We start from the raw sequence: 15,366 nt of genomic DNA, 5'->3' as shown, positions 1-15,366 counted from the left end.
TGACATGCGTCGGCGTGATGCCGCGCGAATCCGCAATGGTCGGGGTGATTCCCGCAATCGATGCGGGAATCCCTCGACCCTCATGCGGCAGGCGGGCACAATGAGACCGGGCCGAGGGACAAGGAGGCCGAGGGACAGGGGAACGATGACGGGTGCGAGGCGACAGCTGCGGACGGTGCCCTTGGCGCTGCTCATCCTCTACACGATCTTCATCGGCCTCGTCACGCTCACACCGAATCAGCTGGACACGGGCCCCGGGTCGTTCATCGCCGGACTGCTCGAGTTCCTCGCCTCCCACCGAGCGACCGCGTGGATCGACTACGTCATCCTCGAGAAGCTCGCGAACGTCGGAATGTTCATTCCCTTCGGCCTGCTTGTGGCCCTCCAGTGCGGACCTCACCGCTGGTGGGTCGGCTGGGTCGCGGGCATCGCCTTCACCTGCCTCATCGAGGGCACGCAGGCGACCCTGCTCTCACCGACGCGTTACGCCACGATCAGCGACCTCGTGACGAACAGCCTCGGTGCCGGCATCGGAGCGGTGGTCGGACTCATCGTGATGAGGATCTGGCCGCCGAGGATGGACAGAGTCCCCATCGACCATGAGGTTCGGTGAGGGATCCTGGGGTTTGGTGAGAGCGGGCCAGGTCCGCATCTGAGGATGTGCCCAGGATTCGGCCGTAGATTTGGCGGTGATGACCGATCGTGATCAGCGCACAGTCGGTGCGCCGCTGGCCCTTCTCGTCCTCTACACCCTCTTCATCGCCGCCATCACGCTGACCCCGCAGCAGATGGGCACCGGCCCGGATACTCTCATCGGGCACGCGCTCGACCTCTTCGCGGCTCATCGGGAGACAGCGTGGCTGACCTATGAGCGGGTCGAGAAGCTCGGCAATGTGGCGATGTTCATTCCCTTCGGCTTCCTCGCCGCCCTGCACTTCGGACGCCGACGGTGGTGGCTCGGATTCCTCGTCGGCGCGGGTTTCAGCGCCGTCATCGAGATCTTCCAAGGCGCTGTGCTCACACAGACCCGCTTCGCCACGCTCAGCGACCTCGTCACGAACACTCTCGGCGCCGGCATCGGGGCGCTCCTCGGCCTGTGCTGCCTGGCCGCATGGCCGAAACGGTCGACGAGGAGAGACTCCGAAAACGAGCTCGCGCTGGTGTAGGTCCGATCACGACAGTCCCGGTCCCCGATTGTCCGTTGGCTTTCCAGGCGTCCTGTCGCTGACGGCCCGACCTTCCAGTCCTCAGCGGTTCTCAGGCTCTTCGAGGGCCGCGATGCACCGGCCGAGCGCCTCGGTGACCATCGTCCGAGTCTCATCGTCGAGCGGTGAGACCATTCGGGTCGTGACCACTTCGACGCGGGAGACGGCCCGAGCGAGCAGCTCAACGCCGGCCGAGGTGAGACGTGTGGGCAGGACGCGACCGGATTCGGCCGTGGCCGGCCTCGTGATCAGTCCCCGGTCCTGCAGTCCGCGCAGCAGCGTATTCATCGTCTGCCGGGTGACGAAGGCGCCGCGCGCGAGCTCGGAATTCGAGGCCCCCGGCCGCCTGCGCAGCTGTTCGAGGCAGTTGTACTGAGGGGTGGTCAGCTGCAGCGGCCGCAGCGTCTCGTCCATCGTCGATCGCAGCGCCGTCTGCAGATGCTTGAGCTGATAGCCCAGCAGCGACTCGAGTTCCACCGGTCCATCGCCGGTTCCCGCAGTGTGATCCTTCGACCCTTGACTCATGTAAGTATTCTGACATACATTCGCCTATGTCAGGATACTGACACATTCGAAGGACGGACTCTCTATGAGGTGGAGAGGCGTCGAGAGAAAGGAACGAACATGAGTGCATCGACGACCGACACTGTGAATACAGATGCCGCGAACGCCGACACCGAGGAGACCGGCACCGTGAGCGGACCGGACTTCGTCGCCTTGCAGGTCCGAGACGTGGAAGCGGCCGCACAGTTCTACGAAACCAGGCTCGGACTCACCCGTGCCCCGGCTGCTCCTCCCGGAGCGGTCGTGTTCACGACCTCACCGATCCCCTTCGCCGTGCGCGAGCCGCTGCCCGGCGTCGACCTCGACTCCGGTGACCGTCCGGGAAACGGGGTGGCACTGTGGCTGAGGTGCGATGATGCGCAGGCACTGCATGATTCCCTCGCCGAGGCGGGGGTGGAGATCCTCCGGCCGCCCGCTCCCAGCCCCTTCGGGCTGACCTTCGCGATCGCCGATCCCGACGGTTATGCGGTGACGTTCCACGACGCGGGGTGATCAGCGCAGCGAATCGACGATCTTCTTAATCCGGCGGTCACGGGTCTCACCGCCGGCGACGCCGATTTGCTCCCGGTGTTACGTGGCGAGCGGGAGCAGGTACTTCCCACCCATCACCGCGGTCGTGGAGGGATAGGAACAGCCTTCGATCGTGACGATGTCTTCGGGAACTTCGATGTCGACGTTGTTGCCGAGTGTCAGGAGTTCAGTGGTGAACGTGACCATGCGGCCTCCTCGGTGAGTGGATGGTCTTGACCGAGCGTAGGCCGATCAGTCCTCGTCGACAAGGTCGGGCGACGATTCGGCGGTCGAGAAGGTCGGCCACCAGCAGCGCACCCGCTTGGCGTAGTCGCGGTATTCGTCGCCGAAGCGCTCGATCAGGTCGGTCTCCTCGTGGGGGCGGATGAGCCAGTTCCACAGCAGTGAGCCGATGAGCGCGTACACGATGACGAGCCACGAACCGATGAGCAGACCCATCGCCATGCCTTGGACGACGCCGGCGATGGCCATCGGATTGCGGACGAAGGCGTAGGGGCCGCGGGCGACGAGGTGGTGGGCCATCTGCGAGGGCAGCGGGGTGCCGGAGCCGAAGTTCGCGATCGCCCGCGCCGACCACACGCCGATGACGCTGGAGACGGCGAGCAGGGCGAAGCCGACGACGACCAGTAGGATCGGGAACTTGTAGGCGAGGTTCCACCGGTCTTCGAAGGCATTGATGATGACCGGGATGATGATGAGGAAGACGCCCCAGAAGACGACGATCTGAACCGTGGTGTGCACGAGTAGGCGGGAACGCACCCGCGTGTGGGAGCTGTGGAACGCAAAAGGCCCGATGAGGAGCTTCTCGGACGGAATGCGGCCGACGATCATGAGCACCCCGGCAAGGAGGCTGCCGAGCGCGGCGAGGATCATGAGGACGGCGCCGAGTCCCGCCTCGGTGGTGGCGGTGGCATAGATGACCATGGCCAGCGCCACGAGCACGGTCCAGCCGGTGGCGATCCACACCGCCCAGCGGAAGTTGAGCGCGGCCAGGGCGGAGGCGATGACGAAGAGCGGGATGTCGACGATCGCGATGAGCACCGGATTGATGCCGCCGAGCGTCGCTGTCGCCACTCCGGGGATCATCGCGGTGCCCAGCCACCACGCCGCTCCGGCGAGGGCCTGGAGGGCGAAGTACATGCGGCCGTGGAAGATGCGCAGTCGTTTCTTCGGTCTGTTCACTTCGGTGAGATGTCGATTCATGTGTGCACCGCCCCGCGGATGCAGACGGACGTGGCTCCGCCGACCCAGATCTCGTCGTCCTCGGCCGTGATGGAGACGACTCCGGAACGACCGAGGGCGGTTCCCTGGGCTGCGGTGTAGCTGTTCGGGGCCAGGTTCTCACCGATGAGCCATTGGGCGACGGAGGCGTTGAGGCTGCCGGTCACCGGATCCTCGGCGACGCCGACTCCGGGCACGAAGGCACGGATCTCGTACTCGTGCTCCGACCCTTCCGGGTGGGCGCCGAGGACGCCGAGCTTCGCATCGGGAATCGCCGAGAAGTCGGGAGTCAGCGCGAGCACCTGCTCGGCGCCGGCCAGCCGCACGGCCGCCCAGCCCGGGCCGTTGTCGGCCCACTGGTGGCCGAGGATCTCGGAGCGGTCGACGCCGAGGGCGACCGCGATCTGATCGACATACGCGTCGTCGAGCGGACCCGAGCGCAGGCGGTCGGGGGCGGCGAAGGCGAGAGTTTCGGAGGGTTCGGCGGTCGCCGTGGTCAGGGAATCGGCGCTCGGGTCGGTCGGGCCGCCTCGGCGAGGGGTTCTGCGGATGTCGACGAGCCCGGCACCGCATTCCTGGACGATGCGGTCCTCGTGTTTCGGGGCGCCTCCGGCGTCGAGCCAGGCCGCGGCCGAACCGAGGGTGGGGTGGCCGGCGAAGGGCAACTCCCGGTGCGGGGTGAAGATGCGCAGGCGGTAGTCGGCGGTGGGGTCGTCGGGCGGGAGGACGAAGGTGGTCTCGGACAGGTTCGTCCAGTTCGCGATGCGAGCCATCTGCGACTCATCGAGGCCATCGGCATCGACGATGACCGCGACGGGGTTGCCCTGGAAGGGCACGGCAGAGAAGACATCGACCTGGGCGAATCGGCGGTGCTGTGACAATGACACTCCTTCGCAAGATGCGGACCACGCGGCGAGCGGGGGATTGCGCGGGCGCTTCTCACAGTGTAAAGGCCCAGGCCGGAGCGTTCGTGGATTGACTCCCGGCGGCGCGGGGGTGTCAGCTGCGGAGGGCTGCAGTTCGGTCGACTCGGCGGTCAGGGTGATTGCATAATGAGGCATGCTCTCAGGTGACTCAGCGCGGGGACGGGATCTGCGCATCGCAATGCTCGGCGGCGGGTTCATAGGCCGCGTCCACAGTCGTGCCGCACGCTCGACCGGAGCCGTGCTCGACTCGGTCGCATCGTCACGGCCGGACAGATCGGCACAAGCGGCGGCCGAACTGGGATTCGAGACCTCGGCGACGGCCGACGAACTTCTCGGTCGCACCTTCGATGCGGTCCACATCTGCACCCCCAACGACGCCCACGCCGCGCAGTCCCTGCAGGCGCTGGACGCGGGATCGAACATCATCTGCGAGAAGCCCTTGGCCACTGATTCGGTTGCTGCGCGTGCCGTACTGGCCCGCGCCGAGGAAGCTGGTCTGCTGGGGACCGTTCCGTTCGTCTACCGCTACCACCCGATGGTGCGGGAAGCCCGCGCCCGGTTCCGCGAGGGCCAGGCCGGAACGCTGCTGACCGTCGACGCCGGATACCTCCAGGACTGGCTGCTCGGAGCCGGCGACGAGAACTGGCGCGTCGAATCAGGGCGCGGCGGCCCCTCGCGGGCATTCGCCGATATCGGCTCCCACCTCGTCGACCTCATCGAGTTCATCGTCGACGACCGGATATCGTCCCTGGTGGCGACGACGAGAACCGTTCACCCCCGCCGAGGCGGCACCGCGGTGACCACGGAGGACACCGTGGCCGTGACGATCGAGTTCTCCGGCGGTGCCATCGGTTCCCTGTTGGTGTCCCAGCTGGCTCCCGGACGCAAGAACGGACTGACCGTGGAGATCGCCGGCACCGAGGCGAGCATGCGCTTCGAGCAGGAGCGGCCCGAACAGCTGTGGTTCGGTCGGCGAGCCGACAGCCGCCTCCTCGTCCGCGATCCCGACTCCCTGTCTGCCGATGCCGCGCGACTGTGCATGGTTCCGGCCGGGCACCCGCAGGGCTACCAGGATGCGTTCAACGCATTCGTCGCCGATTCCTATGCCTACTTCGCCGGCGAGCGACCGGAGGGGCTGCCGACGCTGCGAGACGGGGTGCGAGCCGTGCTTGTGACGGAGGCCGTGCTCCGGTCGGTGCGGCAACGCTCCTGGGTCGACGTCGAGTAACTGTCAGTCTGGGCGCACCGACCTCCCGAACCATGGGCGCACCGACTTTCCGAACCATGGGCATCGTGACCTCCCGAATCGCTGAGGAGGTCCTGAGGGTCCCGCTCAGGAGCGATTCGTACACTGGGCCGCTATGGACTTCAAGCAGGCAACGGCGACGTGGTGGGACGCCATCACCTCGGGCTTCGGGCGGCAGGATGGACTCGAACTCGACGTCCTCGGACTCGTGTTCGTCATCGGGATCCCGCTGGTCGTGACGCTGACTCCAGGGATCTGGAGGTTCTTCGGACTGTTCGTGACCTTCGTCCACGAGCTCGGTCATGCTTTCGCCGCCCTCATGACGGGACGCGTGGTCAAGGGGATCTCGCTGAACTTCGACCATTCGGGACAGATGAACTCCTTCGGCCGAGTCGGCTTCTCCGCCACATGGGCGGGGTTCTGGGGATATCCGGCACCGGGCGTGCTCGGACTCGTCCTGGCCACCTCGGCGGTCTTCGGTTGGGCCCCCTTGGCCCTGTCGGTGGGCGCGCTGATCCTGTTGGTCGCGCTCATCTTCATCCGGAACTTCGCGGGCGCGGTCATCGCCGTGATCACGGCGATCGCGGCGCAGCTCGTCGTCGTGTTCCTGCCTCTGGAATGGATCTCGGTCTTCGTCGCCGCACTCGGCACGGCGCTGACGATTGGTTCGCTCAAGGACCTCGTCAAGGTCATCCGCGTCCACACGCGCCGGCGCCATGTGCAGCAGTCCGATGCCTATATCCTCGCGCAGGGCTCGGCTCTGCCCTCCGGTGCCTGGCTGACGCTGTTTGCGCTGGTCATCATCGTCTGCGCGCTCGCCAACGCGCGGGTGCTGTATACAGCGGTGTCGGTCGGCGCGGTGTGATTGTGCGTCAGTGCCGGCTGGCAGAATCGGAGTATGGCCCCACTTCCGAAATACTCTGCGATCCTGTTCGACTGTGATGGAGTCCTCGTCGACTCCGAAAGCATCACGAACGGTGTCCTCCATCAGATGCTGCAGGAGCTCGGCTGGCAGCTGAGCGCCGACGAATGCATTGCGCGCTTCGTCGGCAAGATGCTCCGCGACGAGGCTGACGTCATCGAAGAGCACACCGGATTCCGCATCGACGAGGAGTGGATGACCGAGTTCCGGCGGCGGCGCAATGCCCAGCTCGAGGCCTCTCTCCAGGCGATTCCGGGAGTCGTTGATGCCGTTGAGCGCGTTGCCGAGATCTACCCGGGCCGGATCGCCTGCGCGTCGGGAGCGGATCGTCCGAAGATCGAGCTGCAGCTGCGCAAGATCGGCCTCTTCGATGCCTTCGAGGGTCGGATCTTCTCCGGCATGGAGCAGCCGAAGTCGAAGCCCGCCCCCGACGTCTATCTCGCGGCGGCTGCTTCCCGGGGCATCGACCCCGCCGAGGCGGCCGTGATCGAAGATTCCCCCACCGGGGTGATCGCCGGCGCTGCGGCCGGATCCCATGTGCTCGGGTTCTGCCCGGATTCTTCGGTGCATCAGAGTGCGGACACGCTGTTGGCTGCGGGTGCTGCCGAGACCTTCAGCGAGATGGAGCAGCTGCCCGGTCTGCTGGCTGAATAGGTATCCGGCCCGCCGATTGGGGTGGGGCCGGTATTCGCCCGACCCGACCAATGCCGTTCAGGGCGTCGAGTGCCTCATCAAAGAACAACAAATATCATTCAAGATTAGAAAGAATCCTTTTGTAATCGAACTGTAACATTCATTTCTTCTCGTTGGAGGTAGAATTGTTGCAAGGCATTCACGTCGACGTGAAAGGCGGCGAGACCGATGAAGGATCCTCAGGATCCGGGCAACAGCGGCCTCGAGCATGCCTCGAATGAATCAGTCTCCGGTTCGCCCGCGACTTCGGCGGACCCTGCTTCGTCGCCTCAGGTGCCTCTGGTCGGCCCCGACTCACCCCGTCGTCTCGACGTCGACCCTGATTCGCCGATGGCTGTGGTCGTCAGCCTGACTCACTTGAGTACGGGCGTTCGTCTCGCTGAGCTCCAAGCCGTTGCCGGGCTGTTCCTGTCCGATGCACTCGAGAAGCTCCGCTATGCCTTCGGCGACGAGATCTACTACCACGCGACATTCACCGAGACAGTCGGCCGCTTCATCACGGCACGTGATGGGCTGCTGCCCGAAAGGGATGACTTCGTGGACCCCTGGACGTCCACCGGTTTCGTCCTCGAGGGCCGCCCTCTCGACGAGTCTGATGACGCCGCCGCCTCCGCAGGTGCTGCCGCCGACGATGGCGCCGAAGCGGACGATGCTTCCGACGGTGGTGCCGACGTCGCTGCCGACGCGGCCGCTGCCGCCGCGGCCGATGAATCGGACGGAGCCGCTGAACTGGGCGTCGATGGAAGCACCGATGGAAGCACCGATGATGCTTCCACAACCGAGGCGAGCACCGGAGAGCAGTCGCAGCCTCCGTCGGCGAGTTCGCTTCCGAACTTCCCCAAGTTCGGGTTGCACAAATCTTTCAACAGTTGGGTCCACGACCTCGCCACGCGCGAGGAGATCGCCGAGCTGACCACGGTCCTCGGCTCGTCGAGCGACGGTGCCTACAACGAGATCACGAACGCCGTCACACTGGCATTCGGACTGCCGAAGTTCCTGCAGCGCTGCCTGGCCGGTGAGTTCACGATCGAGCACGTGCTTGCAGCGACCCGTGCCATCAAGGACGTTGCCTTCGAGTATCTGCCGCGCCTTGATGCCTACCTGGGTGACCGCCGTGCCGATATCACCCTGGAGACCTTCAGGAAGTCGCTCAATCTCAAGATCGCGGCGATCGTGCCGGTCGACGACAGGACCGAACTGGCCGAGAAGCGCCGCCGAGTCGACATCATGACCTACCCCGACGGCACCGCCTCGGTGACTCTGTCCGGACCTGCCGTGGAACTCAATGCCTTCTACCTGCGCATCGAAGCTTTCGCCCGAGCGATCCGCAACGGCAACATCTCGGCACTCACCGATGAGAACATCGCCGGCCTCGAAGTCGCCGATCAGGACAGCATTGCCGCCCTCATGTTCGATATCGCCACTCGGGCAACCCCGCAGATGACCATCGCCGTGACGGCCCACGACACCACAACCGGTGAGACCACCACCAAGGAAGTCGCGCTCGAGACCGCCGACGACGCGGACCCCGCAGCTCCGATCACTGCAGCCGCGGTCGACCGCACCGCGCAGGCAGCGCAGCGAGAAGCCGAAGAGGCGGCGGGCACCGGCGCCGACGTGAAGACCACCATCAAACTCGTCATGCCCACCCACGGACAGTGGGTCCGAGAGCAGGCCAAGATGATGGTGACGGTTCCGTATCTCACCGCGGTGGGAAAGTCGGAGCTGCCCGGAACATTCTCGGACGGCACACCGGTGCCGCCCGACGCGGCACGGGCACTCGCAGGTGAGAGCCCCACTTGGCACCGGATCCTCACCGATCCCGCTACCGGGACGCCGATCGATGCTCGCTCACGCAGCTACCACATCCCTGCGGACGTGCGCGCGCCCTTGGTCGGCAAATGGCAGTCCTGTTCTGCTCCGGGCTGCACTCGCAGGGCAGAGACGTCGGAAGTCGACCACATCATCCCCTTCGACCATGCCGATCCGGCCCGGGGCGGTCAGACGACGTTCGAGAACCTCCACCCGCTGTGCAAACCCGACCACCAGGCGAAGACCGACCGCCGGTTCTCGGTCCGAATGACCGAGGACGGGGCGGTGGAGTATTCCTTCACTCGTGGTGTCGTCGGACGAATGTATCCGCCGGACAACCCGATCAACGCCGAGCATGCCCGTCAGGTGGAGAACTATGACCACCTGCCGAATCGGCTTGACGACCGGAACCCCGGCACCACGGAACAGCTTCGTGACAACGGCCATCCGAGTCCGGCGGCACGGGTCGAGGACTCGGGGCCATCCCGCCACTCCGAGCCAGGGGACTCCGGACCAGGGGACGGGTGTGTCCCGACGCCTGGAGCAGGGGGAGTCTCGAGTACCGAAACCGACGAAGCGCCTCGCCGGTCGCAGAAATCGAAGCCCGGCCGAGGAGTGGAGTGGAACAACTACTGGGACTCCAAGGATCCGCCACCGTTCTGACGGCAGCCGGGCTATGACGGCAGCCAGTTACGCAAGAGGCCCCGGCCGCGCGCCTTCGCAGACGGCGACCGGGGTCCGAACGGTCTTTGCGGTTCCAGCTCTCGTCCTCGTGTCCGACCTCAGTTGCCGTCCTCGGCGATGAGGCGGCGTACGTCGTCCTGGCTGCGGACCTTACCTTTCTGTGCGGCGTCGATGACCTTCTTGTGCTGCTGTTCGGTGACGACGGGAACCTCTTCTCCGTTGCAGTCGATGATCTTGCCGTCCTTGACGGTGTCGCCCTCAGCGAGAACGGGTTCGTTGTCGAGGAGTCGCTGCAGCTCTTCCTTGCGGATGACGCGCCCGGTGCCGGCCACGAAGACCGACCGGTCCGAACGATCTTTCGTCTTCACGCCGATGTGGTTGAAGACGAGATTGAGCAGCACTGCCATGAGGGTGGCCGACGAGATTCCCGAGTGGAGGATGATGCCGACCCAATTCGGGAAGGCGTTGTAGAAATCGGGCTCGACGACCGGGATGATGCCGAAGGCCAGCGAGACCGCCACGATGATCATATTGAGGTTGCCCTCGTACTCGACCTTTGACAGCGTGCGAATGCCCGACGCGGCGACCGTGCCGAACAGGACGATTCCCGCTCCGCCGAGTACCGGAGTCGGAACGGCGGCAACGACTCCGCCCATCACGGGCAGCAGACCGAGGACCACGAGGATCGCACCACCGGCTGTGACGACGAAGCGTGACTTCACGCCCGTGATGGCGACCAGTCCGACGTTCTGTGCGAATGCCGACTGAGTGAAGGAGTTGAAGACCGGCGACACTGCCGATGACAGCATGTCAGCACGCAGACCCGAAGCGATGCGCTTGGAATCGACCTTAGTGTCGACGATCTCTCCGACGGCGATGATGTCCGCAGTCGTCTCGGCGAACGTGACGATGATGACGATGAACATCGAAATGATCGCTGCGGCAGAGAAAGTCGGCATACCGAAGGCGAACGGCTCAGGGAACGCGAAGACGCCTCGATCGAGCACATGGGAGAAGTCCGCCCACCCGAAGATCAGGCATCCGATGGTGCCGAGCACGATGGCCAGCAGAATCGACAGCTGCGAGATCGCGGCCACGGGAATCCGGCTGAGGATGAGAACGATGGTCAGGGTGGCCACGGCGATGAGGATATTGCGCATGCTGCCGTAGTCAGCGGCCTCCGCGTCCCCGCCCATGGCCCAGCCCGCGGCGACCGGCATGAGTGACAGACCGATCGTGGTGATGACGGTGCCGGTGACGACCGGCGGGAAGAACTTCACGATGAGCGCAAATGCCGGGGCCACGATCAGTCCGATCACCGAGGCGACCAGGACTGACCCGAACACCGCGGGCAGGCCTCCGCCGCCGGCCAGAATGGACGTCATCGTCGCGACGCCGGCGAACGAGACACCCTGAACCAGCGGCAGCTGCGAGCCGAAGAACGGCACTCCGACCGACTGCAGGATCGTCGCCAGACCGCCCATGAACAGACAGGAGGCTATGAGGAGGCTGATGCCGTTGCCGTCGAGGCCGGCCGCATTGCCGATGATGAGGGGGACCGCGATGATTCCGCCGTACATGGTGAGCACGTGCTGCAACCCGTAGGCGAAGGAGCTGCCGACGGAGAGCCGTTCGTCCTCCGGGCGGGCCTGCTTGCCTTTGACCGCGGTCTTGCGGTCGCCGCTGGGTGATTGATGGGATACCGACATTTATCTCTCCATTGAGTACGTCCTCGGGGCGAAGACCTCTCTGTGACTGACCGACCTCAGTGGCCGGTTTGGCGTGCGAGCAGGCATCGATTCGACCGAGGGATCGGTTGCATAATTCCGTTATGCGAAAGGAAACTTCCTTATCGTAAAACTCTAAAGGAATACCATTTGGCCCGCAAGCCATTTTAGTGACCCGTGGCACATGCTAGAGTTCACGGCAGTCGTGTACTCATCCCTCGACAATCTACTGATCGTTCGCTCAGTTCGATGGTCTTGAGCCATCGTACCGCTTCACCGACCAGTGGGTACAGTTGGGGACCCCCGATGGGATACCGACCGGCGGAGCAGCAGACGCCGGAAAACCTGAGCTGGTGGCGTCGGCCCCAGTTCTGTCGCCACTGACCAATGGTGCGCGCTCGACGCGCACGGTTCAAGAGTGAAAGGCGACGCGATGATCGACAGCAATGGAACCGGCACACCTTCTGGCGAGAACCCTCCGGCAGACGGACTGTGGCTGCGCGATCCGCTGGCCGTCCACCTCGGCGCCGGTGTCGATCCGAACCGGGCCGCGCGGGGAATCGTCGTCGATCGGGCCACCGGGACCATCATCGAACTCGTCCCCGCTGGGGGCGAACCCACGACATGCGGCGCCGAAGGGACCCCCAGTGCCGGCGGGACCGCTGGTGATGCGACCGACCTCGACATCATCGACGCCTCCGCGCACGTCATCACTCCCGGACTGATCAATACGCATCACCACTTCTATCAGACGCTGACCCGTGCGTGGGCGCCCGTCGCCGACCTGCCGCTGTTCGGGTGGCTGCAGAACCTCTACCCGGTGTGGGCCAGGCTGACCCCGCGTGCGCTCGAACTCGCCACGACCGTGGCGATGGCCGAACTCCTCGAATCCGGCTGCACGACCGCGGCCGACCACCACTACCTGTTCCCGACCGGCATGGACGAGGCCATCGACATCCAGGTCGACGTCGTCCGGAGACTCGGCATGCGTGCCATGCTCACTCGCGGATCGATGTCCCTGGGCGAGGAGGACGGCGGACTGCCCCCGCAGCAGACCGTCCAGGATTCGGAAGTCATCCTCGACGATTCCCGCCGACTCGTCGAGACCTACCATCAGCGAGGGCCCGGCGCACAGATCCAGATCAGCTTCGCTCCCTGCTCGCCGTTCTCCGTGACCACCGAGCTCATGCGCGAGTCCGCCGCACTCGCTGCCGAACTCGATGTCCGCCTTCACACCCACCTGGCCGAGACCATCGACGAAGAGGACTTCTGCCGCGAGACATTCGGCCTGCGCACCGTCGACTACCTCGAATCCGTCGGCTGGCTGGGGGAGCGGACCTGGTTGGCGCACGGTGTGCACTTCGACGATTCGGAGATCGGCCGCCTCGGCGCGGCCGGGGTCTCCGTTGCTCACTGTCCGACCTCGAACATGCGGCTGGCCTCGGGCATCGCTCGCGCCGTCGAACTCGAAGATGCCGGGGTCAACGTCGGACTCGGCGTCGACGGATCCGCGTCGAACGACGCCTCGAACCTCATCCGTGAGGTCCGGCAGGCCCTCTACATCCAACGCCTGCGCTACGGCGCCGAGGCGGTCACCTGCGATCGCGTCCTCGACTGGGCGACGAAGGGATCGGCGGCGGCACTCGGCCGCGACGACCTCGGCACCATCGCCGTCGGCAAGCGGGCCGACCTCGCGATGTTCCGCCTCGACGGCCTCGCATTCTCCGGTTCGCACGACCCGATCCCCGCGCTCGTCCTCTGCGGTGCGGAGAAGGCGGACCGTGTGATGGTCGGCGGTCAGTGGCGGGTCGTCGACGGCCACGCGATCGGCGCGGACGGGCACGCGCTCGACAAGGAGGCCCTCATCGCCGCGCATCAGGAGGAGGCGCGCCGCCTCGTCGCGGGGTGAGGTCCGCGGCGGCTGAGTGGGCGGCGGCTGAGCGGGAGGAGGCGGCCTCCTCGGCGGTCCCTCAGTCCTGAGGTCTGCGGAACACCTCGCGCAGGTGGTCGCCGGTGAGGAAGTCGCCGACGCCGATCATGACCAGGCTGAACACGATCTGCTCGGTGATCATCCAGACCGGATAGAGGCCCGGGATCGCGGCCATGACGAGGGTGATGACGGGGAAGATCTGGGTGAACAGGCGCAGGCGCTGGTACCCCCAGTAGAAGCCCTTCGTTGCGCGCCAGAAGAAGTAGAAGAGTGTCACGGTCATGCCGAGGACGACGAGGGTGCGCATCCACACGCCGAACGGCACCGGTTCGCCGGCCCTGGCGATGAGCACTGCGTAGACCACGGCACCGAAGCCGAGCACGAGTTCGAACACGAGCAGCCGTGTGATCCACGCGAAGGCGCGTTTCGTCTTCGGTTGCTCGAGACCGTCCGCGGGCACGATGATGCCGGCCTTCCTGCCGCCGGCGAGGCGGTCGATCTTCGCAAGCAGGTTCTCCAGGGCCATGCCACCAGGCTAGCGGGATTGTCGGCTCCGGAGCCGATTTTCGGGGCCTCAGGGTCCTGTGCGATGGAACATCAATCGAAAGTTGGGGGTCCAGTTCAATCCTGTGGGTCAGGAAACCGCGCCCGCGCGCTGATGAAGTGGAAGCATGAAGAAGATATTCAACGCAGCGTTCACGTACATGATCATCGGCGTCCTCTCGGGGCTGTTCTACCGCGAGTTCACCAAGGCCAACGACTTCCCCTCCGGTGAGTTCACGCAGCTCGGCCTCGTCCACACGCACCTGCTGACACTCGGCTTCATCGTCCTCCTCATCATCCTCGCCCTCGACAAGGTGTTCGGACTCTCCGGCACGAAGCTGTTCTCGTGGTTCTTCTGGCTCTACAACGTCGGCGTGATCCTCACGGCCGGAATGATGGTCTGGCACGGCTCGCTCACCGTCCTCGGTGAAGACTCGAATGCCATGATCGCCGGAATCGCCGGCCTCGGCCACATCGCCCTGTCCGTCAGCCTCGTCCTGTTCTTCCTCGCCCTGCGGAAGAGGGGCGTGGCCGACTGATCCGCCGGGTGACAATGGTGCCATGAGCAGTGAGTCCCAGCGCCGGGTGCGCATCCTCGCCATCGAGCACGAACGCGGCACCGGGCCCGAGCGGTTCGGGCAGTGGCTGGAAGAAGCCGGCGCCGAGGTGGTGGTGACCCGGCCCTACCTCGGCGAGGTGATCCCGGCGCTCGGTGCTTTCGACGCCCTCATCGTCCTCGGCGGGTCCGCGGGACCCACCGAGGACGCCGAGAACCCCTGGTTCCCGCAGGTCAGGGACCTGCTTCGCCGCTCGATCGGCGGGGAGTTCCCGAGCCTCAACATCTGCCTCGGCGGGGAGATGCTTGCCGTGGCAGGCGATGCTCCGATCACCCGGCGGGCGCACCCGCAGATCGGGTTCTACGAACTGGGTGCCACCTCGGCGGGGGAGACCGACCCTGTCTTCGGCGCACTGGCCGGTGTCGGATCGGCGGGTGCCGCGTCGACCGAAAGGGAGTCGCTGCCGTCCGTGCTCTTCCACCAGGAGGAGATGGCGCTGCCGACCGGAGCCGAACTCCTCATCACCGGCTCCGACGCCCCGGTCCAGGCCTTCCGTCTCGGCGAATTCGCGTGGGGCACCCAGTTCCATCCGGAAACCGATGCCACGCAGATCTCCCGGTGGCTGAACGGCAACGACCTGGCCCTGCCGGCCGGCAAGACCGACGACTCGATCATCGCCGAGGTCGAGGCTCACGATTCCGCTCTCGTCGACAACGGGAAGCGGCTGGCTCGGTCGTTCCTCGCATTTCTCGAAGGCCGACGTGCGGCCGAGACGTCCAGGCCAGATGCGCCCTTCAGCATGTGA

16 protein-coding genes are annotated in these 15,366 nt (G+C 65.6%); 10 read left to right on the top strand and 6 right to left on the bottom strand.

The genetic code is table 11. The features are described 5' to 3' along the window. Positions 1 to 145: 145 nt before the first annotated feature. Together BLIN9172_RS10680 and BLIN9172_RS10675 are read left to right on the top strand one after the other, a co-directional pair. Entirely contained in the window at positions 146 to 613 is a 468-nt protein-coding gene (locus BLIN9172_RS10680) for a VanZ family protein (protein WP_240812057.1), read from the top strand. 79 nt (positions 614 to 692) lie between these two features. Next, a complete protein-coding gene (locus BLIN9172_RS10675; protein ID WP_101555070.1) occupies positions 693 to 1,166 on the top strand; it encodes a VanZ family protein in 474 nt (157 codons plus the stop codon). Positions 1,167 to 1,247: 81 nt separating this feature from the next. Here the strand turns inward: BLIN9172_RS10675 and BLIN9172_RS10670 are convergent, their stop codons facing one another. Then, on the bottom strand, positions 1,248 to 1,730 hold the full coding sequence (locus BLIN9172_RS10670) for a MarR family winged helix-turn-helix transcriptional regulator (protein ID WP_101555069.1): 483 nt from the start codon (positions 1,728 to 1,730) through the stop codon (positions 1,248 to 1,250). Between the two features lie 99 nt (positions 1,731 to 1,829). On the opposite strand from BLIN9172_RS10670, the gene BLIN9172_RS10665 reads away from it, so the two are divergent. Next, positions 1,830 to 2,261, top strand: a complete 432-nt coding sequence (locus tag BLIN9172_RS10665; protein WP_101555068.1) for a VOC family protein — start codon at positions 1,830 to 1,832, stop codon at positions 2,259 to 2,261. 78 nt (positions 2,262 to 2,339) lie between these two features. Here the strand turns inward: BLIN9172_RS10665 and BLIN9172_RS18130 are convergent, their stop codons facing one another. Genes BLIN9172_RS18130 through BLIN9172_RS10655 form a run of 3 tightly spaced genes read right to left on the bottom strand, consistent with a single transcriptional unit; the run spans position 2,340 to position 4,402 of the window. Next, positions 2,340 to 2,486, bottom strand: a complete 147-nt coding sequence (locus BLIN9172_RS18130) for a hypothetical protein (RefSeq protein ID WP_170286892.1) — start codon at positions 2,484 to 2,486, stop codon at positions 2,340 to 2,342. A 45-nt stretch (positions 2,487 to 2,531) separates the two neighbouring features. Further along, positions 2,532 to 3,503: a methyltransferase family protein gene (locus tag BLIN9172_RS10660; RefSeq protein ID WP_101555067.1), complete on the bottom strand. Its 972-nt coding sequence runs from the start codon at positions 3,501 to 3,503 to the stop codon at positions 2,532 to 2,534. Next, positions 3,500 to 4,402 (bottom strand): PhzF family phenazine biosynthesis protein, encoded by a 903-nt coding sequence (locus BLIN9172_RS10655; protein ID WP_101555066.1) that lies wholly within the window; start codon positions 4,400 to 4,402, stop codon positions 3,500 to 3,502. Before BLIN9172_RS10655 ends, BLIN9172_RS10660 begins: the two co-directional genes overlap by 4 nt. A 178-nt stretch (positions 4,403 to 4,580) precedes the next feature. On the opposite strand from BLIN9172_RS10655, the gene BLIN9172_RS10650 reads away from it, so the two are divergent. The 4 genes from BLIN9172_RS10650 (at position 4,581) to BLIN9172_RS10635 (ending at position 9,783) form a co-directional block, all read left to right on the top strand. Then, positions 4,581 to 5,675: a Gfo/Idh/MocA family protein gene (locus BLIN9172_RS10650; protein WP_240812058.1), complete on the top strand. Its 1,095-nt coding sequence runs from the start codon at positions 4,581 to 4,583 to the stop codon at positions 5,673 to 5,675. Between the two features lie 133 nt (positions 5,676 to 5,808). After that, complete coding sequence (locus BLIN9172_RS10645; protein WP_101555065.1) at positions 5,809 to 6,558, top strand: M50 family metallopeptidase; 750 nt, start codon at positions 5,809 to 5,811, stop codon at positions 6,556 to 6,558. Between the two features lie 33 nt (positions 6,559 to 6,591). After that, positions 6,592 to 7,269, top strand: a complete 678-nt coding sequence (locus BLIN9172_RS10640; RefSeq protein WP_101555064.1) for an HAD family hydrolase — start codon at positions 6,592 to 6,594, stop codon at positions 7,267 to 7,269. 207 nt (positions 7,270 to 7,476) lie between these two features. Further along, entirely contained in the window at positions 7,477 to 9,783 is a 2,307-nt protein-coding gene (locus BLIN9172_RS10635; RefSeq protein WP_101555063.1) for an HNH endonuclease signature motif containing protein, read from the top strand. 119 nt (positions 9,784 to 9,902) lie between these two features. Here the strand turns inward: BLIN9172_RS10635 and BLIN9172_RS10630 are convergent, their stop codons facing one another. Then, positions 9,903 to 11,513, bottom strand: a complete 1,611-nt coding sequence (locus BLIN9172_RS10630) for a nucleobase:cation symporter-2 family protein (RefSeq protein ID WP_101555062.1) — start codon at positions 11,511 to 11,513, stop codon at positions 9,903 to 9,905. Positions 11,514 to 11,964: 451 nt separating this feature from the next. Here BLIN9172_RS10630 and BLIN9172_RS10625 point away from each other — a divergent pair, with 451 nt between their 5' ends. Next, a complete protein-coding gene (locus tag BLIN9172_RS10625) occupies positions 11,965 to 13,440 on the top strand; it encodes an 8-oxoguanine deaminase (protein WP_101555061.1) in 1,476 nt (491 codons plus the stop codon). Between the two features lie 61 nt (positions 13,441 to 13,501). Here the strand turns inward: BLIN9172_RS10625 and BLIN9172_RS10620 are convergent, their stop codons facing one another. Next, on the bottom strand, positions 13,502 to 13,987 hold the full coding sequence (locus tag BLIN9172_RS10620) for a hypothetical protein (protein WP_101555060.1): 486 nt from the start codon (positions 13,985 to 13,987) through the stop codon (positions 13,502 to 13,504). 145 nt (positions 13,988 to 14,132) lie between these two features. Here BLIN9172_RS10620 and BLIN9172_RS10615 point away from each other — a divergent pair, with 145 nt between their 5' ends. Then, positions 14,133 to 14,543: a DUF2871 domain-containing protein gene (locus BLIN9172_RS10615; protein ID WP_101555059.1), complete on the top strand. Its 411-nt coding sequence runs from the start codon at positions 14,133 to 14,135 to the stop codon at positions 14,541 to 14,543. 22 nt (positions 14,544 to 14,565) lie between these two features. Next, positions 14,566 to 15,366: a type 1 glutamine amidotransferase gene (locus BLIN9172_RS10610; RefSeq protein ID WP_101555058.1), complete on the top strand. Its 801-nt coding sequence runs from the start codon at positions 14,566 to 14,568 to the stop codon at positions 15,364 to 15,366.

This window comes from Brevibacterium linens ATCC 9172, from assembly GCF_900169165.1.
GTDB lineage: Bacteria > Actinomycetota > Actinomycetes > Actinomycetales > Brevibacteriaceae > Brevibacterium > Brevibacterium linens.
This window is presented reverse-complemented; position numbering and strand designations above follow the sequence as displayed.

Bases quoted from the DNA above. Each gene is read 5' to 3' on its own strand.
- BLIN9172_RS10660 (WP_101555067.1), bottom strand. From the start codon at position 3,503: ATGAATCGACATCTCACCGAAGTGAACAGACCGAAGAAACGACTGCGC.
- BLIN9172_RS10615 (WP_101555059.1), top strand. From the start codon at position 14,133: ATGAAGAAGATATTCAACGCAGCGTTCACGTACATGATCATCGGCGTC.
- BLIN9172_RS10665 (WP_101555068.1), top strand. From the start codon at position 1,830: ATGAGTGCATCGACGACCGACACTGTGAATACAGATGCCGCGAACGCC.
- BLIN9172_RS10620 (WP_101555060.1), bottom strand. From the start codon at position 13,987: ATGGCCCTGGAGAACCTGCTTGCGAAGATCGACCGCCTCGCCGGCGGC.
- BLIN9172_RS10610 (WP_101555058.1), top strand. From the start codon at position 14,566: ATGAGCAGTGAGTCCCAGCGCCGGGTGCGCATCCTCGCCATCGAGCAC.
- BLIN9172_RS10650 (WP_240812058.1), top strand. From the start codon at position 4,581: ATGCTCTCAGGTGACTCAGCGCGGGGACGGGATCTGCGCATCGCAATG.
- BLIN9172_RS10645 (WP_101555065.1), top strand. From the start codon at position 5,809: ATGGACTTCAAGCAGGCAACGGCGACGTGGTGGGACGCCATCACCTCG.
- BLIN9172_RS10675 (WP_101555070.1), top strand. From the start codon at position 693: ATGACCGATCGTGATCAGCGCACAGTCGGTGCGCCGCTGGCCCTTCTC.
- BLIN9172_RS10625 (WP_101555061.1), top strand. From the start codon at position 11,965: ATGATCGACAGCAATGGAACCGGCACACCTTCTGGCGAGAACCCTCCG.
- BLIN9172_RS10640 (WP_101555064.1), top strand. From the start codon at position 6,592: ATGGCCCCACTTCCGAAATACTCTGCGATCCTGTTCGACTGTGATGGA.
- BLIN9172_RS10680 (WP_240812057.1), top strand. From the start codon at position 146: ATGACGGGTGCGAGGCGACAGCTGCGGACGGTGCCCTTGGCGCTGCTC.
- BLIN9172_RS18130 (WP_170286892.1), bottom strand. From the start codon at position 2,486: ATGGTCACGTTCACCACTGAACTCCTGACACTCGGCAACAACGTCGAC.
- BLIN9172_RS10670 (WP_101555069.1), bottom strand. From the start codon at position 1,730: ATGAGTCAAGGGTCGAAGGATCACACTGCGGGAACCGGCGATGGACCG.
- BLIN9172_RS10630 (WP_101555062.1), bottom strand. From the start codon at position 11,513: ATGTCGGTATCCCATCAATCACCCAGCGGCGACCGCAAGACCGCGGTC.
- BLIN9172_RS10635 (WP_101555063.1), top strand. From the start codon at position 7,477: ATGAAGGATCCTCAGGATCCGGGCAACAGCGGCCTCGAGCATGCCTCG.